Annotated in this window: 19 protein-coding genes; 1 reads left to right on the top strand and 18 read right to left on the bottom strand. The window is 37.5% G+C overall.

The genetic code is table 11. The annotated features are described in order from the left end of the window. Positions 1 to 50: 50 nt before the first annotated feature. From KCV26_01165 to KCV26_01080, 18 genes are all read right to left on the bottom strand, one after another. Complete coding sequence (locus KCV26_01165) at positions 51 to 1,319, bottom strand: MFS transporter (GenBank protein ID WZX37030.1); 1,269 nt, start codon at positions 1,317 to 1,319, stop codon at positions 51 to 53. Positions 1,320 to 1,383: 64 nt separating this feature from the next. Continuing rightward, the gene (locus tag KCV26_01160) at positions 1,384 to 2,571 is read right to left on the bottom strand and encodes an exo-alpha-sialidase (GenBank protein ID WZX37029.1); all 1,188 of its coding nucleotides are present in this window, start codon (positions 2,569 to 2,571) and stop codon (positions 1,384 to 1,386) included. Between the two features lie 119 nt (positions 2,572 to 2,690). After that, positions 2,691 to 4,139, bottom strand: coding sequence for a hypothetical protein (locus KCV26_01155; GenBank protein WZX37028.1), 1,449 nt, complete (start codon positions 4,137 to 4,139; stop codon positions 2,691 to 2,693). Positions 4,140 to 4,160: 21 nt separating this feature from the next. Next, positions 4,161 to 5,372: an exo-alpha-sialidase gene (locus tag KCV26_01150; protein ID WZX37027.1), complete on the bottom strand. Its 1,212-nt coding sequence runs from the start codon at positions 5,370 to 5,372 to the stop codon at positions 4,161 to 4,163. A gap of 103 nt (positions 5,373 to 5,475) precedes the next feature. Further along, positions 5,476 to 6,957, bottom strand: coding sequence for a hypothetical protein (locus KCV26_01145; GenBank protein ID WZX37026.1), 1,482 nt, complete (start codon positions 6,955 to 6,957; stop codon positions 5,476 to 5,478). Positions 6,958 to 7,079: 122 nt separating this feature from the next. Continuing rightward, a complete protein-coding gene (locus KCV26_01140; GenBank protein WZX37025.1) occupies positions 7,080 to 8,567 on the bottom strand; it encodes a RagB/SusD family nutrient uptake outer membrane protein in 1,488 nt (495 codons plus the stop codon). Between the two features lie 19 nt (positions 8,568 to 8,586). Further along, entirely contained in the window at positions 8,587 to 11,856 is a 3,270-nt protein-coding gene (locus KCV26_01135) for a TonB-dependent receptor (GenBank protein WZX37024.1), read from the bottom strand. A 630-nt stretch (positions 11,857 to 12,486) separates the two neighbouring features. Then, positions 12,487 to 13,725 carry a sugar MFS transporter gene (locus tag KCV26_01130; GenBank protein WZX37023.1) on the bottom strand — a complete coding sequence of 413 codons (1,239 nt, stop codon included), beginning with the start codon at positions 13,723 to 13,725 and terminating at the stop codon, positions 12,487 to 12,489. Positions 13,726 to 13,915: 190 nt separating this feature from the next. Continuing rightward, complete coding sequence (locus KCV26_01125; protein ID WZX37022.1) at positions 13,916 to 15,391, bottom strand: Gfo/Idh/MocA family oxidoreductase; 1,476 nt, start codon at positions 15,389 to 15,391, stop codon at positions 13,916 to 13,918. A 211-nt stretch (positions 15,392 to 15,602) separates the two neighbouring features. Then, complete coding sequence (locus KCV26_01120; protein WZX38288.1) at positions 15,603 to 15,947, bottom strand: GNAT family N-acetyltransferase; 345 nt, start codon at positions 15,945 to 15,947, stop codon at positions 15,603 to 15,605. A 90-nt stretch (positions 15,948 to 16,037) separates the two neighbouring features. Beyond that, positions 16,038 to 16,178: a hypothetical protein gene (locus tag KCV26_01115; protein WZX37021.1), complete on the bottom strand. Its 141-nt coding sequence runs from the start codon at positions 16,176 to 16,178 to the stop codon at positions 16,038 to 16,040. A 24-nt stretch (positions 16,179 to 16,202) separates the two neighbouring features. Then, positions 16,203 to 17,378, bottom strand: coding sequence for a Gfo/Idh/MocA family oxidoreductase (locus KCV26_01110; GenBank protein ID WZX37020.1), 1,176 nt, complete (start codon positions 17,376 to 17,378; stop codon positions 16,203 to 16,205). Between the two features lie 129 nt (positions 17,379 to 17,507). After that, positions 17,508 to 18,629: a Tat pathway signal protein gene (locus tag KCV26_01105; GenBank protein ID WZX37019.1), complete on the bottom strand. Its 1,122-nt coding sequence runs from the start codon at positions 18,627 to 18,629 to the stop codon at positions 17,508 to 17,510. A gap of 55 nt (positions 18,630 to 18,684) precedes the next feature. After that, entirely contained in the window at positions 18,685 to 19,035 is a 351-nt protein-coding gene (locus KCV26_01100) for a 6-phosphogluconolactonase (protein ID WZX37018.1), read from the bottom strand. 155 nt (positions 19,036 to 19,190) lie between these two features. Continuing rightward, the gene (locus tag KCV26_01095) at positions 19,191 to 19,607 is read right to left on the bottom strand and encodes a divalent metal cation transporter (GenBank protein ID WZX37017.1); all 417 of its coding nucleotides are present in this window, start codon (positions 19,605 to 19,607) and stop codon (positions 19,191 to 19,193) included. A gap of 12 nt (positions 19,608 to 19,619) precedes the next feature. After that, positions 19,620 to 20,924: a prolyl oligopeptidase family serine peptidase gene (locus KCV26_01090; protein ID WZX37016.1), complete on the bottom strand. Its 1,305-nt coding sequence runs from the start codon at positions 20,922 to 20,924 to the stop codon at positions 19,620 to 19,622. A gap of 56 nt (positions 20,925 to 20,980) precedes the next feature. Then, a complete protein-coding gene (locus tag KCV26_01085) occupies positions 20,981 to 21,298 on the bottom strand; it encodes a hypothetical protein (protein WZX37015.1) in 318 nt (105 codons plus the stop codon). 188 nt (positions 21,299 to 21,486) lie between these two features. Continuing rightward, on the bottom strand, positions 21,487 to 22,005 hold the full coding sequence (locus KCV26_01080; GenBank protein ID WZX37014.1) for a hypothetical protein: 519 nt from the start codon (positions 22,003 to 22,005) through the stop codon (positions 21,487 to 21,489). Between the two features lie 575 nt (positions 22,006 to 22,580). Between KCV26_01080 and KCV26_01075 the strand changes: the two genes are divergently transcribed. Beyond that, on the top strand, positions 22,581 to 23,735 hold the full coding sequence (locus KCV26_01075) for a DNA-binding transcriptional regulator (protein WZX37013.1): 1,155 nt from the start codon (positions 22,581 to 22,583) through the stop codon (positions 23,733 to 23,735). The last annotated feature ends 120 nt before the right edge of the window (positions 23,736 to 23,855 follow it).

Below are 23,855 nucleotides of genomic sequence, written 5' to 3'. Positions count from 1 at the left end.
ATCTGAAAATCATATTAATTTTATCTGATACGAGTTTTTTTATAGTGGAACTAGACCTTTTTTTTACTTTGTTCTCTCTTGATTAACCATAATAAAAATACGCAAATGATTATGCTTAAAGCAACCATTTGATAAATTATTTTAAGGCTTATCTCTAAATCACGAAACATTCCTGTAAGATAGATGCCAAAACCTCCAACAGTGGTAGCAATCATGTTTAAAATTCCTAATCCGGTTGATCTATATCGTAAACTGACAATACTACATGCAATTGGTGTAAAATTAGCTTCCACTGATGATCTGGTTAATCCATATAACATAAAAAGAACTATGGATATGTATAAAATTGAGGTATAGCTTGCAAAGAAGATACACGGAGCCGCAATTAACAGGCCAAGTATAGGAACAAATATACGTGCATACTTATTTCTCTTGCTCCAACGGTCAGATAGGATGCCAGCAAACAATAATCCTACTATGGACGCAGGATAAAGAAATGCGGTTGCGTAAAAGCCTGCCATACTCTGTGAAAGATTAAACTGTTCTTTAAAAAAAGTTGGTAGCCAAGCCATAATAGTCCATCCGACAATTCCCAAAATACCCCAGAATAAAAACAAATAGATAAATGATCTATTTTTAAACAGATCAACAACCGCTAATCCAAAATTGACATTTCCATTTGTTTCTTTTTCTTGTGATTCATTCTTATTATTGCTTTCACTTGAATTCTTGGGTATGTCTTTTAAAAGAAACAGAAGTATTATTGCATAGACCAATCCCAATATGCCAAAAACATGAAAAGCGTAGTGCCAGGTGTGTTTTTCAGCTAACCATCCTCCAATAAATCCTAATGTGGAACCAAGAGTAACTCCGGTTAGGTGAATACTGGTTGCGATAGATTGAGTGGAGTTTCTGTGATAATCAATAATTAATGCTCCTGCTGCTGGCAAATAAAAGGCTTCGCTTATTCCCATCAAAGCTCTTGTTGCCAAAAGTTGATTGTAAGTTGACGCATAAGATGTTAACCAGGTTACTAATGACCATATGAAGAAACTGAAAATAATTACTTTGCTCCGGCTAAAACGGTCTGCTATAAATCCGGCAACAGGGCTGAAGAATGCATAGGTCCATAGAAACACAGAAGTCAATATTCCGAATTGTGCATCTGTCATCGGAATAGATTCAATGATTGAACTCCTCATGGTGGCGATTGTGTTGCGATCCAGATAATTTAAAGCACCCACCCAGAAAAGTAAAAAAACAATTAACCATGCATTTTTTGGAAGTTTTGCTTGGATAGATTTTGATTGATCAATCATATATAATTATTCTTTTTAACTTCATAATTTTTTTCTGTCAGAACAGTGAAGATGGTTTGATTGATTAATTTATTCCCAATATTGTTCCAGCAATATGTCGAGTCCCGTTTTCTTTATTAAAATAATATACAACCAAAACCCTGTTTTCATCAAGTAGTACGGGCCAAGTGTAACCAATATCTCCATTTCCACCATCCTCCCGCAAAATAATCTCCGGTGCGGTTGCAAAGTCGGTACATTCTGAGTTAAGTATTCGAGCTCGAATCCCGTAGGGTACATGACGATAACCATATGTTAGTAATACTCTATCATCCGGAAGTCGGAGCGCATTAAGAGGATGACCCTGAAAGCCCATTTTCTCCCATTTAAATGTTTTTCCTCCATCTGTGGATCGGGCTATACAAGCTTGATCATCCATATTAGCGGTTCTTAAAAAAGCCACTAAATCTCCTTTTGGGGTTTCATAAATTGAAGTTTCGTTAAAGGAGGCTTTGTCGTCAGTGGCAACCAACCCCGAATAGCTCCATGTGAGACCTTTATCATCTGATACAATCAGGTGATTGGATGTTTTCTTTATTGGAATAGAATCATTCACGGCAACAACCCAATAAATGCGTCCACTTTTTCCTTCGTAAAGAGCACCTCGATTGTATGCTGGCAGGGACTCTCCCAAAGCACTCAAATAAATATCCTCATCAACATGAGGCGGATAAATGGGCTCTCCCCATGTTTTTCCACCATCAGTTGAACGCACCAAATACCCTCCCAAGAAGATAACCCCTCCTCCAATATCGAAAACGGGGCGTTTTAGGTTTTCAACTCCGTCCGGTCTTAAAAAAGCCCATGTATAGCTAGTACAAAGCAGGGTGCCATCACTCAGTTTCAATAAACAGGGATCCTGTGATCCGCCAAAAGGATGCGAATAAATAAGTTGAGGATCTTTGGTCCAAGTCTCACCATCAGTTGAACGCACCATCATTAAATAGCTGTTAGGATCGACGTGGTTGTTCCCTTTTTCATTAAATATTCTTCGGTCAGGAGCACGACGGAAGGCGACAATAAAATCGTTTTTGCCGTTTTTTACAACAGAAGGAAATGAAGAATAAAATTGTGAATCTTCATAAATAACAACATCTTTAATTTTTTCTATTCCCAAATGTTTTACCAAATTATTATGTTTTTCTCTTGTAGTGCAAAAAGTAAGACAAAAAAACACTCCGATTACTAATGCTGAAAAATATTTTAAATTCATATATTATTATTTTTATTATATAATCAAAAGAAATATAATCGTTAATTTTGGATTGGGATTTACTGATCGATGACTATTTTAAGTAAGTAAAGTTCTCTTGTATTCTAAAATGGTTGGCTCTAATTAAATTTCAACGAATACAAATCAGCATCTTTCATGAGGATTCTTAAACGAACCGTTTTTGAGGCTAGTGATTCTACGTTTTTATTTCCTTTCCAGGTTACAATTCTCGAGATTTCATTACCAATGATTGTATCTGAATCTTCCATCGTATAACCAGGGATTGGCTTCCCTTCTTCATCTTGAATTTCAAATTTAAGTTCACCGGCCGCAGAGGTTGAATAGTTTATTTCAAGTTCTTTGCCTGAAAAAGTAAATGCTTTGCTGAGGAGTTCCCCTCCTTTATACGGAGCAGACAATGACGTGAATCCATCCAATCTTAAAGAATATCTGTGTAAATGAGCTGTAGGTTGAGCGTAATCCTGATTAACGTATATGGACATCTCAGTTGGACTTGTCTGTACGACATTCAGAGCAGGATAATTGGATCGTGAGACCCAATTGTCTAATCCGATCCCTGGACGGATAAATGCTTCCATAAAAGTACGATCATATACATTTCCTCCCCGTGAAGTCATAAAAAAGGCATCCGAGCAATCTTTGAAATAACCGGGATTTACGTTGAGCTTTTTTGCTTGTTCTTCTGTCAAAACCTGACGTCCGGGCATAAATCTGCCACCAATTGCAACATATATATGCGGAGCCCTGAAGTACGGACTTGTTTGTTGAGTATAGAGATGCTCCATAGGGGCATCGCCAAATGTCATAGCTTGTGGTTCTGACCAATTGATAAAATCATTTGATGTTGTGTGGCTTACTGATCTGTAGCCATCATTTAACGTACGAAAATAACAAACATAACATTTTTCGCTTTCGGACCAAAATGCAACATTTTGCGAGTCAAATTTTCCTTTAGTAATTACACCTTTATTATGCATTTTTTTCCAATGAATTCCATCTGGTGATGCGTAAGGAATTAAACCGATATTATCTTTTATAGTCCCTCCTAAAGCTTTATATTTCTGATCTGATCGGACTTTAGGGTTTTTATCAAGAAACGGACTGAAATTGTGTTGCACGGGGGCTTCGTTTGCAACTACTATATTATTCTCAAATGTATCATAAACTTCGTACAGTCTTAAGTTTGGCTTGATCCACTTTATTCCGTCTTTTGACTCTGCGTAACATGTGAATTCTCCATTAGTATAACCATTGTTATGTGTACTTCCGCCTCGGTAATATGCTCGATAAATATCATTGTCTTTTATTATTGTAGTATAAGTGCTAAAAATACCTTCCCATGGATTATCGAAATATAGCACGGGACCTTCATCAATGGGGGCATGCTTTACTAGATTGATGCTGTTCAACTTTTCAATTAAAAAGTAATCTACAAATATTTCACGGTTATTCCTCAGTTTCACAGGTTCCTGACTCGTTAATGAAAGAGGGAAAAATAGACAAGCTACAGCAGCCAAACAGTTAGTTTTAATTTTTTTTAATTTCATATGATAGTCATTTTATATTTTTTATTCTAAAGGAAGATAATCCACATTTAAAATTTGTAATAAAGAATTATTTACAGAGTAGGTGGGTTTTCTAAAGCGTACTGCCCGTATTGAACTATTTAAACCTTCCTCATAATAAACAATTAAAACAGAGCCATCCTTTAACTCTACTGTTGATGGATAAGCACCTACCTTTGTATCAATTAAATAGGGGCCTTCCCATGTTTTTGCTTCGTCGCGACTCATTCTAATTCCAGTATAATATCCTAGTTGAGGATCATAAGCGCGATAGGAGAGTATAATTTCGTTACTTTTAAGACGTGTGAAAGAAGGTGAATGACCAGCAAAACCAATATCGTTTACTGATTTCCACGATTTTCCCATATCATAACTAACAGAATAATGCATATTTATTTTAAATCCATCTCCTCTCATGATTGCATATAGAGTGTTGTCTTTTAATAGAATTACCTCTGTCTCTGCGGCTAACATCAAATTGGCCTCCTTCCCTATCGATGTAATATTATTCCATGTTGTCCCTTTATCTAAAGAAAAAACAACACCTCCCCATCCTGAATTTTTGTATAAATCTGTATGATAAATTGGAAGAAGATATCTTCCATCGGGTAATTCTTGAACTTTAGCTGAACTATACCAGTCAATATCATGTGTCGGTATTAATACTGGCTCTTGTTCCCAACTATTCCCGTCATCATAAGACTTTATGATAAATGGACCCCTTCCTGTCCATTTTTTTGTTGGAGGCATTGTTTCTATCTCCAAATCTCTTAAGAGATCTGGATTATTACCATAATTTATTGATTCTTCTTTTGTATTTTCTATTTTTTTTTCATAATTGCATTTTTTTGTACTCAATTCAAATTCAAGCGAAAAGAAACTACAAATTATTGTGCCGTCGCTTAATTGATTAATATGGGGATCTCTGTTATCATGGGCATCATCAAATATTGTAATTGGAGTACTCCACGTCTGACCCTCATCTTTTGACCTTGTCAAACAAATTCTACCTGCTTTTGGATATTTTTCACTTGGAAAAGTTACATGATTATCTCCCGCATAAAAAACAACTATTATATCACCATTTTTTAACCGACACATATCCGGTACTGCCTGGTAGTCTCCACTATTTTTTCCAGTAGAAATTATCTTGTATGGTATCAATTGTGTCAAGTTTAAATTATTTGAGAAAAATGCTTTATTTTTATTTCTCAAAGTATCTTGTGCGCATACATTCGACAGCGCACAAGATATTAGCAATAAATTAAGTATTCTCTTCAATTTCATTATTTGCCATTACAAGTTTAGCAAGAAAAAATCAATTAAATTTCAACGAATACAAATCAGCATCTTTCATGAGAATTCTTAAACGAACCGTTTTTGAGGCTAGTGATTCTACGTTTTTATTTCCTTTCCAGGTTACAATTCTCGAGATTTCATTACCAATGATTGTATCTGAATCTTCCATCGTATAACCAGGGATTGGCTTCCCTTCTTCATCTTGAATTTCAAATTTAAGTTCACCGGCCGCAGAGGTTGAATAGTTTATTTCAAGTTCTTTGCCTGAAAAAGTAAATGCTTTGCTGAGGAGTTCCCCTCCTTTATACGGAGCAGACAATGACGTGAATCCATCCAATCTTAAAGAATATCTGTGTAAATGAGCTGTAGGTTGAGCGTAATCCTGATTAACGTATATGGACATCTCAGTTGGACTTGTCTGTACGACATTCAGAGCAGGATAATTGGATCGTGAGACCCAATTGTCTAATCCGATCCCTGGACGGATAAATGCTTCCATAAAAGTACGATCATATACATTTCCTCCCCGTGAAGTCATAAAAAAGGCATCCGAGCAATCTTTGAAATAACCGGGATTTACGTTGAGCTTTTTTGCTTGTTCTTCTGTCAAAACCTGACGTCCGGGCATAAATCTGCCACCAATTGCAACATATATATGCGGAGCCCTGAAGTACGGACTTGTTTGTTGAGTATAGAGATGCTCCATAGGGGCATCGCCAAATGTCATAGCTTGTGGTTCTGACCAATTGATAAAATCATTTGATATTGAGCGTCCTACAGATCTAAATCCTTTATATGAAGTAAATCCTCCATCGGACCAGATACGAAAATAACAAACATAACATTTTTCGCTTTCGGACCAAAATACAACATTTTGTGAGTCAAAAACTCCCTTTTTAAACACAGCTTCTTTTTGTAATTCTTTCCAATGGATACCGTCTTCTGATACATATGCCAATAAACCAGTCTTGTCGACTCCACCAAGGCCTTTATATTTTTGATCAGGTCTGGCTTTTGGATTTTTATCAAGAAAAGGGCTAAAATTATGAGGAACAGGGGCAACATTTGCCAGAACAACGTTATTGTCTTTTGATCCTTGAATCGTATGGATCCCTAAATTGGGCTTGTACCATTTTATTCCATCTTTTGATTCTGCATAACAAGTAACTTCGTTGTTGTTTCCATCTCTACCCCCTTGCGAACCTCGGTAATATGCCCTATAAGTATTATTGTCTTTAATTATTGTCACATAACCACAGAAAGGACCTTCCCACGGTTTGTCGAAATAAAGAACAGCCCCCTCATCAATGGGGGTGTGCATTTTAATTTCAATTCCATATAGCTTGTCAATAAAATAATCATCAACAAACAACTCTCTTTTATTATTTAATTCTAGTGATGTTTGCCCCACAAGCGAAAATGGAATTAATAAGCAAGCAATCAGATGAATAATTAATATCCTCATCATAATGTTGTATTTTTTTGATTTTATTTCAGTCATATCTTAAATGATAAATGAGTTTTTAAATAAAAGTCAATCTTTGAATTTTTGCAAGCATCTTTGCCTTCTGTTGCAAAAATAGGAAACTGTTGATTCCCAAATCTTATGTTAAATTTATAGATTTATCGCTCTTGATAACCTGGATTTTGTGAAATATTTGGCTCCATGCTCAATATATTTAATCCAATAGGCCATAACAGTTTATATTTGTCTTGAGGATTTTCTTTAAAGTATGGAACCAATTCAAATACTTTGTCAAATCGAATTAAGTCCCACCATCGTTTTCCCTCATAAAAAAGCTCCAATAACCTTTCATTTAAAATTTCCATATCGTTTTGGGCTTTACTTCCATTGACAAATACATGTTTAGAATAATTTTCACCGTATGCTCTTTGCCTTATTTTATTAATCGAAGTGGATGGATCTTTGCCTAAAGCATTTTCAGCTTCAGCTTTCATTAATAAAACATCTGCATACCGATATATAATCACATCATCTAGAAAATATCTACTTCCTGCATCAACAACTCCATTGAACTTCATTTGAATACATCCATAGAATTTAGAATAGAGACCAGTAGCTGCATCAAATGAATATAATTCATAGAAAGTTCCGTCTTTTCTTTGATCTTCATTTGAAAACATAGCAAGGCTTTCATCTGATAATGTCCAATAATTACCATCTCTTGGTACTCCAATTACTTCACTGGCTTCTGGAGCGGGATTAGGTGGTAATTGGTCTATGTACATCCTATAATAACCTGTGTTACTTGACTCGTATAATTGAAATCTACTTGCAAAAAGTATTTCTTTATTTCCTTTATTATCATAATCAAAAACTCTATTGAATTCAGATAATAACATTACATCACTCGATTCTATTTCGGTTAAAGCATTCAGTGCAGTTGAAAAATCGGAATTCCCACCATTCATAACTTTTCCTGTCCATAAATACACATCTCCTTTTAATGCGTTTGTCGCAGGTTTTGACCACCTGTTTCTACCGGTAATAAAGTTATTATCCGGGTATAGACTTATAGCTTTATCAATGTCATCTTTAATTAGTTTAAAGCAGTCTTCTATCGATGAACGCTCTTTATACATTTTTTCAGGTATATATCCCTCAGTAGGTTCTGTAAATATTATTACACCACCCCATGTTCTTGCCATAACGAAATAACAAAAAGCTCTCATTGAATAAGCTTCTGCCAATATTTGATTTTTGTTGTTTCCATCTAAAAAACTAATTTCCGGAACATATTTTAAAATTAAATTAGCATCATTCACGACCTGATAAAGTGTACTCCAGCTTGGACCCGCATCTACAGCATCTAAAGTGTTTTGAAATATTCTCATGTTACTAAAATCATTCCCGACAGATTGTTTCAGGTTCTGGCTCCGTGCTTCACCCCATAAAAAAAGATTACTATTTGTTACATTTCTAAATCTCGCATACATTCCGTATATAGCTCCCTTTGCATCGTCTTCTGTTTTCCAAAAAGAAGCAGTAGTAATGTTACTGGTTGGTTCGAGATTCAATAAGTTGTCACAAGAAAGAAATGAGAATAGTATTAGTGACAATAGTATAGTTATTGAATTATTTTTTTTCATTTTTTAATAATTTTAATAATTAAAAATTAATCGACAATCCAAATATGAATTCTCTGGGTACCGGATAGGCAGTGTCAGAGCTCGATTGTTCAGGATTCAACCCTTCAAAATTTGTAAAATAATGTAAATTACTTCCTGTTAGATGTAAACGTAATCCAGATAATTTCATCTTTTGTAAATAATTGGAGGGTAAACTGTAAGACAGAGTAATTTCACGCAAACTAAGAAAATCTGTTTTCTGATAATATCTTGAACTTCCACGATTGTTCCAAACATTCCAGTTTGCATTTTGATCAGCCCAGTAATATTTAGGGATGTCAGTAATATCTCCTTGCTTTTGCCATGAGCGTAAAATCTTTTTACTCAATGCGTTTGCTCCAGAGAAATTGCCTTCAATTCTAGCCCCTGTTTCATAGTATAGTGTTCCTCCTAAAGTATAATCCATGCGAACACTTAAGCTTAAGTTTTTATATTCAAGGAAAGTTGAAAAGCCACCAGTTAAGTCTGGGTACTGATTCCCCATGTAGACTTTATCCCTCGAATCTATTATACCATTTTTATCAGAATCCAACCAATTTACGTCACCTCCATGCTTTGTTTTATCTGTCCTTGGAATTAAAGTATCAGTTGGTCCAGCAGCAGCTTCTTCATCTGTTGCAAAAATACTTACTTGTTTATATCCGAATAATTCTCCAATTTTTCCACCTTCTTGTAATCCTCCTTTCCAAGCATAATCACCTAATTTATCATCCCATATATATTCTCCTCCAACACGGTTATTTTCAATGCCATTAGGAGGAAGGTGAAGTATTTTTGTGTTTACTTTGGCAACATTAAAAGATAAATTCCATTGAAAGTCTGATGAATAGGGCATTATTCGAGCGTTTAATCCGAATTCGTACCCTTTATTTTCTAAAGAACCATAATTTGTAATAATACTTGAAAAACCGGTTGAAGGTGGCATATCTAACGTTGTTAATAGGTTATCATTAACTCTTCTATAGTAATCAAGAATTACATCTATTCTCCTGTTAAACAATCCCATGTCAACTCCAAAATCTAGTGTTTTAGATTGTTCCCATTTTAATCCTTGGTTTGGCAAAACTGAAATTTGTATAGCTGAATTACCATTATACTTGTTACTTGAATTATATTCACCTTGAGCTTGATACCATCCAAGTCCGCTGATATTTCCAGTTACACCATAACTACCTCTCAATTTTAACTTTATCAAATCTTTCGGTAGAGCATTCCAAAAATTCTCTTTATCGACATGCCATCCTAGCGAGATTCCTGGAAAGATACCCCATTTATTATTTTCACCTAAATTTGAAGCTCCATCGTATCTTAGACTAGCATTAACCAGATATTTTTGCTTATAGCTATATGTTGCTCTTGAAAAATATCCTAACAGGACATGGTGACTTTCAGATCCTGAAACAGAGGTGGGAACTGCAGAAGCATTTAATGTTGGTATTAGATCTGTAGCGGCACCATTACCTGCAGCATTGAAACTGTCATTATTTCTTCCAAAATACGATAATCCTGCCATAAGATTTATATCATGGTCTTTTATACTTTTTGCGTAATCAAGTACAGCATTAAATTGAGGACTGAAGTTCTGCGAAAATGAGGCATTAGCATTACGTGAAGTATCGTATGAAGCAAATCCATTCCAGAAAGCTGTGCGGAAATTTCTGTTATAACTAGTAATTTGATTCCATGAAAACTGTGGTTTAAAAACAAGTCCAGGGATAATGTTCACCTGACCACCTACAATCAAGGTTAAATCGTTTGCTAGATTTCTTGGCTTGTAAACTGATAAACTGTATAATGGATTGGCAAAGCCAAAATTCCTTCCTGAGGCTAAAGTCCCATCTTCATAATACAATCTATTTGTAGGAGGCATTAGAAGTCCACTTTTAAAAATGTCATTTGTGTGAACTTGTCTATCACTTCTGTTCGAGTACATTACTCTGGCAAAAGCACTTGTATTTTTAGTAACTTGTATATCTCCACTAAAGTTTAACGTAAAACGCTTATAATCGGTAGTAATTGCAATTCCTTCATTATCAGAATATCCAATCCCTAAATGAAAAGTCGCCTTGTCACTCCCACCTGTTACAGCAAAAGAGTGATTGTGCGAAATACCAGATCTGAATAAAATACTTTGGTAATCATTATCTTCAAAAATAAGGGTTTTAGATGGGTTAAGTGGATCAGGAATACTTTGCCAGCCTTCATTCAACTTATGTTGATTTTCGGGAGTTAAATACATTAAGCTCGAGTAATAATCTTTCGACAAGCCATTACCGGCTCCACCTGCATAAGTTGAGCCGTCGAGTTGAGCTAATAGGGCTGAATTAATTTGACCGGTATTGTAGAGTCCCAATCGAGAAAAATAAACGAAATCTTTTGCGCTGAGTAAATCATACCTTCTGCTTGCTTCAGAAAGTGTCAGATCATATTTATAATTAACTTGAATTTTTCCAGATCGTCCTGATTTTGTCTGAATAATAACAACGCCATTTGACCCTAAGGCCCCATATATAGCAGTTGATGCAGCATCCTTAAGAACTTGAATAGATTCAATGTCAGATTGATTGATATCATTCATATTATAACGTGTAACCCCATCAATCACATATAAAGGAGTTGCACTGTCAGGACTCTTGATAGAACTTCCACCTCTTATTATTATTCTTGGTGAAGAACCTGGTTGACCTGAAACTGTTTGAACACGCATCCCGGGAATTGTACCTTTCAAAGCGTTAGCTGCATTTGTAAAGGGAATATTCTCAAGCACTTTATTATCAAGTTTAGAGATTGATGTTGTAATAGTTTCTCTTGATTGGGTTCCATAACCTACTACCACAACTTCATCTAAGGTCTTTGTATCTTCTTGCAGGATAACTTCAAAATAGGTCTTTCCTGCCACACTGATCTCTTGCGGTAAATATCCAATATAAGAAACCAGTATTGTTGCATTTTCTTCGATACTCAAAGTAAACCTGCCATCTACATCAGTAACCGTTCCATTACCCGGCACATTCTTTTCAATGATATTCGCACCAATAATAGGCTCATTGTTTACGTCCCTGATTAAACCTGAAATTTGTTTTTTCTGTTGTTGACTTATCTCCATTGAACTCTTAGTATTTCCTGCTTTAACAATAGTTAGAGGCAGAAATACAACCAGAATTACCATCAAGATTTTTTTGATTTTTGATAAGCCACTCCTGAAAGGATATAAAACGAGACAAGCGCTTAATAAATCGTTGTTTTTCATATTACTTTTTTTTAATAAATGTTGCAAATGGTATTTGCGATTTTTCTTTAAAAGTTTAACACATAATAAGAGAGTTTTATTTACTCATTAATTTTTTTTGCTAACTTACATAGCAATAGTCTTCAATACTTCTGCATTCTTTTTACAGAGTACTTATTAAGGATATTTTTTCATGTTTTTTGATTTTAATATTTATTAATTTAATAAGTTATAAAATTAGCTTAATTAATCTGAAGACTAGAGAGTTGATGTAATTTTCTCATTGCCTTCTTCCACACACAAAGCCAAGTAATTCAAAGGGGTAATGGTTGAGCCCTTTTGTCGCACATTTCACATACTGAAAATAAAATAATAGAAATTAAAATATTTTATTGTTCAAAGGAAACGGTTTTCTTGTGTTCAATTTAGATAATTTACGAAACATTTGTGATAAAATGCGAAAAATAGCACGGTTATAATGCTGAAAAAAGAAGATTATGTTTTGATTAATGATTTTCATAGGGTTGCTTAGTACAGCGATATAAGTGGAGTGTCTGATCCGGTATTAGCGAAACGTCCTCTGTGGCATTCGGGTGTATCCTTTCAGAATTTTCTCTTAGAGAAAGATCTTTCCTTAAATTATTGTTCTATTCATTCCCATGGATTTTGTTTATCCCAACTTTTAATTTTGTATCCGAAATAACCATAATATGCAATAAATAAATAACACGGTATAAGTATCCAATAAGCTTTTTGAGTACTGTCAATTGTGTCTGCAATTAATCCATAAAGCAACGGTACAACAGCACCTGCAACTACGCTCATAATAAGCAGGGCTGAGCCTATTTTTACAAAGCGCCCCAAGCCTTCCAAAGCGAGTGGCCATATAGCCGGCCAAAACAGAGCATTCACAAATCCGAGTAGCGATACCATGAAAACAGAAACGGACGAATGACTATATATAACCAGTATTGCCAAAATACTACCTGTAATGGCTCCATATTTTAAAAGTTTCTCTTGTTTTATATATTTGGGTATCAGGATCATTCCCGATAGATAGCCCATTATCATTGCAATTAAAGTAAATGACCCGAAAAGTTTAGCCCGGGTTTCCGGAAAACCTAACGACATCCCGTAATTAATAATGCTGTCAATTGCCATTACTTCTGTAGCTCCGGCACAAAATAAAGCGATTACCCCTAAAACCAGGTTTGGAAATTGAAATACATTTTTTTTGTCGTTGTGTGTTGAAAGAGTTTTGTGCTCCTCCTTTTCCTCTTCGATTTCAGGGAACCAATTGTTTTTTCTCAGAATAAAGGACATCACAACAAACAAGGTCGTAATAATTAAATAGGGAAATATTATTTTATTAAGTTCATCCTGTTGTACGATGTTTGTTGCCCCATGCAGCAAGATGCTACCCAACACCAGTTGCCCGATGATGCCTCCGATTTTATTGGAGAACCCCATAAAACTGATGCGTTTGGCACCGCTTTCATGGGGCCCCATTAAAGTAACATAGGGATTAATAGCCGTTTGGAGAAGCGTTAACCCGATGCCGGTGGTAAACAGTCCAACTAAAAAAATGGGATATGATGCCAATTTGGCTGCCGGGATAAAGAGTCCACATCCTAATGCCATTATCAGTAAGCCCGTCGACATACCGTTTTTGAACCCGATCTTCTTCAAAACCATGGATGAAGGTATCGCCATAAGCGTGTAAGACAGGTAATAGGCAAATGTAACCAAATAAGAGTTGAAATGGTTAAGTTCAAAAGTTTTTTTGAAAAAGGCAATCAACGTACCGTTTACCCAGGTTAGAAATCCGAAAATAAAAAAGAGGAAAGCGGCTAATAGAAGAGCCCTTTGAAATTGTCTTTTTTTTTGCATACTCAACGCTTAAATTTGAAATGGTTTGTGTATTCTTATTGTCATCTTGTTACCCTCTCCACTAATTTTAACTGGATTGCTGACCACAAATGTATAAATTCTTTAGTTGAGACTAAACTGCCTTAAATTGGCTATACTTAAATCTCTTTTACTTGTGAAAGTTTAATGAAGATGATCTGGAGAGCATTTGTTATACGTTTTGCTGTTTCACAGACTCATCTGTTTTTATGCTTTCAAGTCTGACTCCTGTATTGCCGCCTTTTTCCATGCTAATGTCAATGGGTTGATTTGCTTTATAAGCGCCGCACGTAAAATCCGGAACTTCTATCGGCTCAGAATCGTTGGCTACGGACCATTCTGTAAGTGCGACCATTGAACTCCACAAGGCAGCATCGTAAACATTTTGATCCAGGGGTAATCCGTTTCTTAAACAATCGATAAGACGCCAGTCCATCATAAAGTCCATTCCACCGTGTCCACCCACTTTTTTGGCTAAATCACCCACTTTCTTAACAATAGGCGGAGTATATTTTTCTTCCAACTCTTTCATCTCTGCTTCAGACAACCATTCATGGTTTCCCAGACTTATACGTGGTGGAAGCGGCCATTTTTGAGCTACCGCTTTCGTTCCACTAACCATGTAAATCCTTGAATATGGGCGCGGACTTGAAACATCGTGTTGGAGCATAATTGTCCGTCCTTTTTCAGTTTTTATAATGGATGTATTCATGTTGCCCCTGTAAGAATCGGTGTCGAACTCTTTATAAAAATCATCTTGCTGGGCTAATCGATGAGCTTCTGGCCCATACGTGAAATCATTGGACTGCATGGATACCAATTTGGTCATCCTGTCTCCCCTGTTAATATTCATGACCTGACACACAGGCCCTAATCCGTGTGTGGGATAATGGTTGCCATTCCTTGTTTGGCTTTCTTTTAACAACCACATCTCAGGGTAACTTTTCCCGAATGCGATGCCCAACTGATCATGTATGTAAGCCGCCTCTGCATGTATTATTTCTCCGAACACCCCTTGTCTGGCCATGTTTAATACCTGCATTTCAAAAAAATCATAACAACAGTTTTCCAGCATCATACAATGTTTCTTTGTGCGTTCGGAAGTTTCAACCAATTTCCAACAATCTTCAATAGTCAGCGCAGCAGGCATTTCAACAGCTGCATGTTTATCGTGCTCCATGGCATATACAGAAACAGGTGTATGCAATCTCCAGGGAGTTACCTGATATATTAAATCAATGTCATTCCTGTCGCACATATTCTTCCAGTCATCCTCTGTTTTACCATATTCATCTGCAGGAGGCAGACCTGTATCAGCGAGAATCTTTCGTCCTTTTGCCAAGCTTTCGGGACGAACATCACAAATTGCTTTTATTTCAACGCCATCAATCAAGCACAGTCTCCGAAGTGATGAAGGCCCCCTGTTCCCTAATCCGATAAAACCAATACGTACAGTTTCCAAAGGTGGAGCCGCATATCCGCACATGTTAAAGTGCTGTTTTCTGGATTTCCTAACCTCATTTAAGGTGTTGAGGAATTTTACATCTTCATTTTTTGATTTATTACATGAAATAATGCTTGGGCTTATTACTACTCCAACAGTAAGTGTCCCGGCTGATTTTAAAAAAGTTCTTCTACTTGTCTTCATAGTTGTTAATAATCAGGATTTGTTTTATTTATTTTGGAATGTCTTCTATTCGTTGAATCAAAGCAGTATTGTGTTTTTTCTCGATTTTTTGAAGCTCGCTCTCGGAAAACCATTCCGCATGATTTGCTCACGGGAAAAGCGTGCGAGGAAGAGTATTCCTGCGCCGTGGCCTTGGGCCCGCAGATTAAATGTAAGCGGGAATATGGCCAGGTTACTCACATCCCGCGTAATGACGAAAACCTAGGCTTTCATACAGCGCGTATGCGCGATGGTTGTCCGGCAACATAGTTAGGTCAATGCCATCTCGGCTTGACCGGCGAGCAGCATCGATCAGGAATTGAATCAGCTTTTTACCAAATCCTTTTCCCTGGTACTCGTCAAGTATTCCAATTCCAAGCAATGGTACGGGATCAGTATAATACCACAGGAAGAAGTAAGCAATCATTTTATCATTTCTGAAAAGTCCAAGAGTGAGGTCTTTTCCTGTCTCAGAACGTTCAAGGAATGCATTTACGGTATTGTCGTCGTAGGGATAAGGTGAATACGAATAATAAATTCATCGCTATCTTTCGAGTTTATCAATACACTATCGTTTAGTTCCATTCATCTTGTACTTCAATTGCCAACGGCTGATTCCATTCACCAATTAGTGCTCCGCCAAGAAACGGGGTGATATTAGCAGTTGCAGCACCTGCCTTAAAACTTTTTGCTCAATTTTTTCTATTGTTCCTTTGTCAGGAATTGCTTCAGCGTGTGCCATACCGAACAAACCAATCATTACCAGCATGACAAAACAAAGCTTTAATATAAATTATGTCGTGAGAATTTTTCTTGTTTCATGGTCATAAATGGTTTTTCGCCCAGTTTCATAAGACTTCATAGCCATTAGAACAGCGACGGCGTGCTGATAACCTGCATCTATAGATGCGATGGGTGTTTTATTGTTACGGATGCACTGCAGCCAATTTAAAAAGTGATCGGGGCATTCTATCGGTTCTACTTTTTGTTCACCTTCATTTGATCCATCACTCCTTGGTGCCCCCTCGTTGCTATAGGTTGGAGTATTCCAATTACTCATTTTGAGCACCCCTTTGTCACCATAAAAATTACGTACACTTCCGGCTCCATTGCCAAGATTGTTTGAACTGCTTACCAGAAATCCTTCGGGATAAATCCATGTGGCTTGTATACAGTCGGGTGTGGTAAACTTGTATTCGTCATGCCATGTAAATGTTCCTCCCAGGCATACACATGATTCTGGAAATCCAGCCCCGGTAATATAATGTACCATATCAATAAAGTGTGCACCCAGGTTTGGAATAGGGCCATGGGAGAAATCGTAATAGCCATACCAGGCTGAATATAATGCAGCATTAAATGGCCTGTAAGGCCTGTCTGCAAGAAACTCTTTCCAGTCAACATCCTCCTTCTTAACCTCCCGTAAATATCCGTACCAATATGGTTTTGGACTATTTCGGCACTCTTCAACCCGGGAAAGCTTGCCTAATTTCCCATTGCGGAATAATTCGCGTGCTCCAACTGCTCCGGGCAGGCTTCGAAGCTGCGTCCCCACTTGTGCAACAATACCGGCTTCCTTGACAGCATCGACAGCATTTGTCAGTTTTGTTATGTCCATGGCCAACGGTTTTTCCACATATACATGTTTCCCGGCGCGAGCAACTGCTTCCAAATGTGTAGTATGCAAATGATCAGGAGAGGCAATCATTATCGCATCAAGATTATCTAATTCCAAAAGATCGCGGTATGAAGTGACTTGTCTGGCTTCACGTCCGTACCACTTTTTAATTTTTATGTTGGCTTGTTCTCTGGCGACGCTCCATGGATCACAGATTGCTGTAATTTCAACATTCATTTCATTTGTATGTTTGTAAATACCATCCATGAATACGTGATTCCCGCGTGAACCACAGCCGATAATACCTATTCGAAGCCGATCGTTAGAGCCTAACGCTCTTCCTTTTTTCAATATTGTCAAAGGATGTGGCATAACACTGAGCCCAGAGGTATATAAAATACTTTTTTTAATAAAATTTCTTCTGGATAAATTTTTCATAACTAAAAAATGATTGTTACCTATTATTGATTCGAGGAATGATTATTTTTTTATTGACCTGTTTATTTGATCGATTGCTTCTATTTGCTTTCCGAGGCAAGTTGATAGTGTTGGCAACCAGGGTGCCGTCATAAAGCCAAGTAATCGGGTAGGATTAATAACTTTTTTACAGTAATCTACCGTGTCTTCCATATTGGTATTGTTGCTCCAGTTACTCCCCGTAGGAATTTGATCGTATCCGTGTGCCTCCAGGTCATCGTAAAACTTCACATAAGTTCTGGTCGGGTCTTTTAGTTGCGCTAAATCAAATCCGGAACCATAATACCAGTTGCTTTGCAATACCGACTTCGGCATTTTTCTGAAGAACATTTCGGGATGCCGCCATCCGTAGTCAGACCATATCCAGGAACGAACTCCTTTTTTTTCTGTTTCATTGACGTAAAGATGAAGATCATCCCACCATAAATCGTTTTGACGCATAACAGCATAATTATAAGTTTGTTGATGTTGTGCTGTCTCTTCGTCCATTCCCAGATGAAAAAAGCGGGGAGTATCAAATATTTCGATTACCTCCCGGATCAGGTCTCGACAAACCGAATAATACTTGCTAGTGGATACCATCTTGGAGTATTCCCCCAGCCAGGCGTCGTGGGAAGTTGCAAAGTTCAACTTTGGGATGGGCTCCATGCCCAGATTACGAATCCTGGTAAGCTCCGACCTTAATTTGTCGACGGACCACGCATTTTTCACGGCAATCTCCGGATGGCTTTCGTATTTCACTCCGTCTCCCAAATCAATGATAACCATATTCATGCGCGCATCTGACATTTTTTGCAGGACCGTACTCCACACCGATTCTTCAAATACTAAAAAAGGCCTGTATCCGCGCATACCCCATGCCAGAGAGTCTTGACATGTTTTGCATTTATAATCATCCCTGTGAATTTCTTCTTCTACGATATCCGACCATATGCTGTTTCGCTTTATATAGGGATGATCTTCCCACATATTGGTGCTTAAGTGCAACAGGTTTGCCCAGATCAGCGGCGATGCACCTGAAGTTTTTACTTCCTTTTGTTTTGATTCTGAAAAAACGACAGCGGGCATACTGGAGGCTAAGCCTGCTACTGCTGATAGTTTTATGAATTTTCTGCGATTTATCATTGTGTTGTAATATTTATTTAAGTTACTTATAATTTATACAAAAAAGATTTCTCTTTCATGACAAGAGAGATGCGGAAAATTTATCAAGATACAACCAGGTGGCTTTATGCTCTTTTAAAATCGAAGAAGGTACCTTATCCGCAAATCTTTCTTTCAGGTACTTCCGAAATGATGCCGGTTGCGTATCGAGAATACCGATATATTCATCCAAATGAAATGCGGTTACTTTAGACCAATCAACATCCTCTTTGACAAGTTCGGTCAACATTTCAAATTGAGAAGCACCCGTTGCTACAATGATGTTTGCTTCTCCGTTTTCCTGAATGGCATTTCGGATTAACAGCGCTCCTTTTTCTGCTGCTTCCCTGCCAAGCTCCTGCTTATTTTCACTAACAATAATTTCCATTTTTATTTAATTTACAGTTGTAAGTTTTTTAGTCGATCAGAAGAATTCGATAATTGCATAATAGGTAGTTATCAAAGAGAATACGATTGCTGCGATAACCCCTATATTTTCTCCCGGTTTAGCTTTATACTGGTTCATCAAGTTGGTTCTATTCATCAAGAAATAAACAGGAATTGCCACTGCCGGGAGAATACAAGCCTGGAATGCTTGCGAAAAAAAACCCACCCTTTTTCCGCCACTACCGTACTTCGCATAATAAAAACTGCTGCGGAACAAGTAGTGCCGGCAATGGCCGCAACCAATTCATATGCGCCCGGTATATCCGGAATTCCGGGTATCAACCCTTTTGCGATAGCGCTCAAGTCTGGCTTCATCATGAAAAAACACACAATAAAGGAAAGCCCCATAAGAATAACAAAGAAAGTGTGCACCTTCTCAAATGCCTGATAATTCCCGTACCAAAGGAGGATGATCAACAGGACCACGTAAAATAAGATGATACAAAAGGCGTTGACGGTAACTCCGCCTGCAGCCAGGGCAACGGTAATTTTATTCTTAAATTTGCTAGACATTATATTTTGCTGTTATTTAAGCCATTTATCAAACCAGGCATAGGCCTCCTTTTGCATCTCTCTGCCAAATTTATGCCCGCCCGGGTAAAATGATGCTCTATACCTTTCAGAAGCATTCGCTTTTTCATATACCGCCTTGAGAATCTCGTCAGCATGTCTCATGCCGGGGAGGGTGAATAGATCGTCTTCATTGGCGTTTAATACCAGTGTTGGTAAAGGTACCCTCAAACCAAGTATTTCAGGGAAATCCAATTCTTTGGGTAAAACGGGTGCAAAAGTCATCCAGGTGTGGGTATGTGACTTGTTTAACATGAAATCTTCCCAGGTAGTCATCAAGCCAACACAAACAGCACATTTCACTCTCGGATCCAAACCTGCTATAAAAACTGTCCGCATTCCTCCACCCGACAAGCCGCCGCAGCCAACTTTATCCGCATCGACATCTTGCCTGGCGCATAAAATATCGAGTGCCACCAAATCTTCAGCGACCCAAACACCCGGCCAGGAGGTGCCGGCACAGAATAATGATTTAGCCATGATGTCCTCATGTTCAGATGCCCATCGGTTGTATTTATTTACGTTTTCTAATTTCTCGGATTCATTGTCGGTTAAATCTCCCCTAAGAAATTCAGGAACTTCCTTTAAGAGTACTCGCCTGCTTTCAAAAGGGAAGGCATCGTGCACAAGAACCACATAGCCTCTTTTAGCTATTTCATTTGCCCATGCAATGCCGTCATAGTATTGCTGTTGCGAGTCAACAGTGTGTGGATGCGGCGAATTATTGGTTCTTACTATTTTGCGTTTTCCAAAATATTTATCGGCACCGTGATGGTGGAAAGCCAATACTCCGGGCAAGCGCTCTTTCGAGTTGGCCGGTTTAAGCACTATTGCTTCCGTAGGCATTCCATAGGGTAACTGCCAGGTAATTTCTTCAACCTGTAACCCATCGTAGATATATTGCTTGTTTACTTTTACCTCAGGGATTTCACCCAGATCCGGCGAGGCAATACTTTCCAATACCTTATTTTTAGCAGCTATCCGCCACGCTTCGATATTGTTCCACTCTTTTCTCCTGAAAGAATAAGCAGGCAACGAGTCTCTCATTTTCTCCGATGCCCATTGTCCATAGGATCCTATGAGATTTACATTTTCATTAATGGTCTTTTTCATTGCTTCGTAATCTGGAAAAACGGATTTATCGACCGGTATGTTGTTTCCCAGAGCACTTTCTGCCACCATGCCTAAAACCCCGGCAGTAGAGATACCCAGGAAATCTCTTCTGGAATAGTTGGTGCTTTGTTTTTTTGATTCGTTCATGTGAATGCTGTTTATTTAGATGCCCGTCATATATTCATGTGTGGATAATTATATCATTACTCCTGCTCTGGTAACCACTTTTCACTATTTATGGCTATTCTATCAGGCTCAGCCCTGTAAATTCCCTTATTTCCAGAGATTAAATCGAATCTGTGCTGCGGACCTGGCGTACTGATATCATGCTGAAGCATGATAGTCCTGCCCTTATGGGTACGGATTATTGTTGTATTTAGGTTTCCCCTGAATTTTAATCCAGTGTAAGGTTCATAATAGCGGTCTATTGCTGACATCTCCTGCATCTTGTTTGCCATCGTAAAATCATTACTGGAAATTGATACAAGATAATCCATTTTATCGCCATAGTTAATGTCCATTATTTGAGATACAGGTCCTAATCCGTGGGATGGATAAAGATTTCCATTTCTGTTTATGTTTCCCTGCAAACGCCATGTTCAATACTATTGCGGCAATACCATCATGTGCGGACCCGCAACCCATGTAACAATGTTTCCTGGTTTTCTCGGATCTTGCAACAACATCCCAGCACTCTTCAACCGTAACGTCAACCGGTAGCTCCGTATCTGTTAAATCCATTCCACAATATAACTGAAAACGTCCGGGATGGGCTTTTGCAAATGATTCGACAAGTTTTTTTAAAATCATCTCCACTTGCTCCCGTTAAAATAAGTGACGTTTCAATTCCAACTTTATCCATGGTTCTTACCCACTGATCAATTTCCTGTGGTGTTTTTGCTTCGATATGTACATGGCTATCGAAACACGGAAATTTTGCTTTTTCTACAAAAGTCTCTTGGATGGTTACCGAAGATCTTGGGGCATAATCCTTCAATAAAATTTCATCCATGGGTCCAGGTGTAGAAGATACTCCAGGGCCTGCCCAATCTCCGTATTTCATTTTTTTCCATTCGGGATCTTCCTGCCAATTTTTTTTCAATTGGCGTTGAGTTTCAAATCTTGGAGCAGGTTTGCAACACTTAACAGCAATTCCAAAACTACCTGCTGTTGTTGTTGCAGCTAATCCCAGTACCGAATTTTTAATAAATTCCCGTCGTTTTGTCATTGTTATCTTGTATTGATTCAACTTTCACAATATCTATCAGTATGCCATTGGCTTTTTAATAATTAATTGGATTATAACACCCACATTTTCAGAGAATAATATTTACACCCGGATTCAGTGTTTGGGTCTGTATTTCCGGATAAGCCGGAAACTATCTCTTTGATTATCAGTATTTTTTGTTGAGTCATGGCGAGTATGAGAGGATCTATATTACGTCCAGGTAGTTGAGTTTGAGTATTTAGAGCACTCAATATAATCAAAAATTTGTTTAAAGAGGCAAAAACAATATTAATTCTGGTAATTTTAGGAAATATTAAATAAACGCTCCTACAAAGTAATGTGTTTTCTTTTACATAGCTCTTTAAACGTTGACGCAAATTATTAAAATCAAATTAAATCACTTTTCTGAACGTATAAATGTCTTATTGTGAAAAAATACTGACAAATAGCGCAATTATATGATGATATTATGTTAAATATAGAACTTTAATGCTGGAGTATGTATTATTGCTGTACTTTTGTTGCATAATTAACACTAGCTGATGCATTTTTTTAACAGATAGAATTGGGAATAAATGATAAAAGTTTTGGTGCTTATAGATTCTACTACCGAGTTTAGTCGACGTTTCCTGACGGGTTTAATTCAATACGCCAATGAAAATGGCCCTTGGATATTTTATCGTCTACCATCCTATTATAAGGCATTGTACGGTGAAGCCGGTATTGTGGAGCGAATTAAAGAGTGGGAGATAGATGCCGTTATAGCACAATGGGAGTATGAGGGGGTGGATTTTCTCGACCAACTTGATATTCCTGTTTTTTTACAAAGTTACAAAAATATTAGTGGGCGATTTTCGAGAATTTCCGGGGATTATATCGGTGCAGGTGTGATGGCTGCTCAGTTTTTTGCTAAAAGGTACTTTAAAAACTTTGCTTTTTACGGGAATAGAAATTTCTTCTGGTCAAGAGCCCGAGCAGAAGGCTATCGTCGTGAAGTTGAGAGGATAAAAGGGAGTTATTATTATTTTGAGTCTGAATTATTGGATAGTATGCAGTGGAGTCGGGAACATGTTGAGTTGGATAACTGGCTGCAGGGTTTGCCCAAGCCGGTGGCTCTGTTTGCATGCGATGATAACTTCGCTTTGCAGGTATCGGAAATGTGCAAGGTAAATAATATCAATATACCGGACGAATTATCTTTGCTGGGTGTGGATAACGATGAGCTGATATGCAACTTGTCGCATCCTTCCATTTCATCGATTATAACGGATGATGAAAACGGAGGATACCAAACAGGAAAAATGTTACAGAATTTGATCTTAAATAAAAACAACGTTCCTTTTAATATTAATATTGATCCCGTTCGGATTGAATTACGCCAATCTACAGAGAAGTACAATATTTCTGACAACTATATAAAAACGGTGATTGATTATATCAATGAGAATATCAGGCTTAATATCTCCATTGACAAGTTGGCTGAAATAGTCCCGCTTTCGCGCAGAAATCTCGAGATGAAATTCAAGGAGGCAACTGGTACTTCAGTCTATCAGTTTATATTGGATAAAAAGGTGGACTTAATATCTACTGAGCTGCTGACAACGGATAAGGATTTGTTGGATATTGCCATTGAAATGGGGTTTAATGATGTTAGAAATGTTTACCGGATATTTAAAAAAAACACAGGTTATACTCCAGTTGGTTACCGGAAAAAATATTTACAAAAATAATCACTCTCGAAAGTGATTAGTCCATCAATATCTTTTGATGATAGTCGGATGCCGGTGGATGCGCCTTTCGCTGAAAAAGTTTTTCCGGATTGAAAAGAAAAAAGATTGTAAAATTGCTTA

Source organism: Petrimonas sulfuriphila (assembly GCA_038561985.1).
Taxonomy (GTDB): domain Bacteria; phylum Bacteroidota; class Bacteroidia; order Bacteroidales; family Dysgonomonadaceae; genus Petrimonas; species Petrimonas sulfuriphila.
Note: the sequence above shows the minus strand (reverse complement) of the source record. Positions and strands in the feature narration are given on the sequence as shown.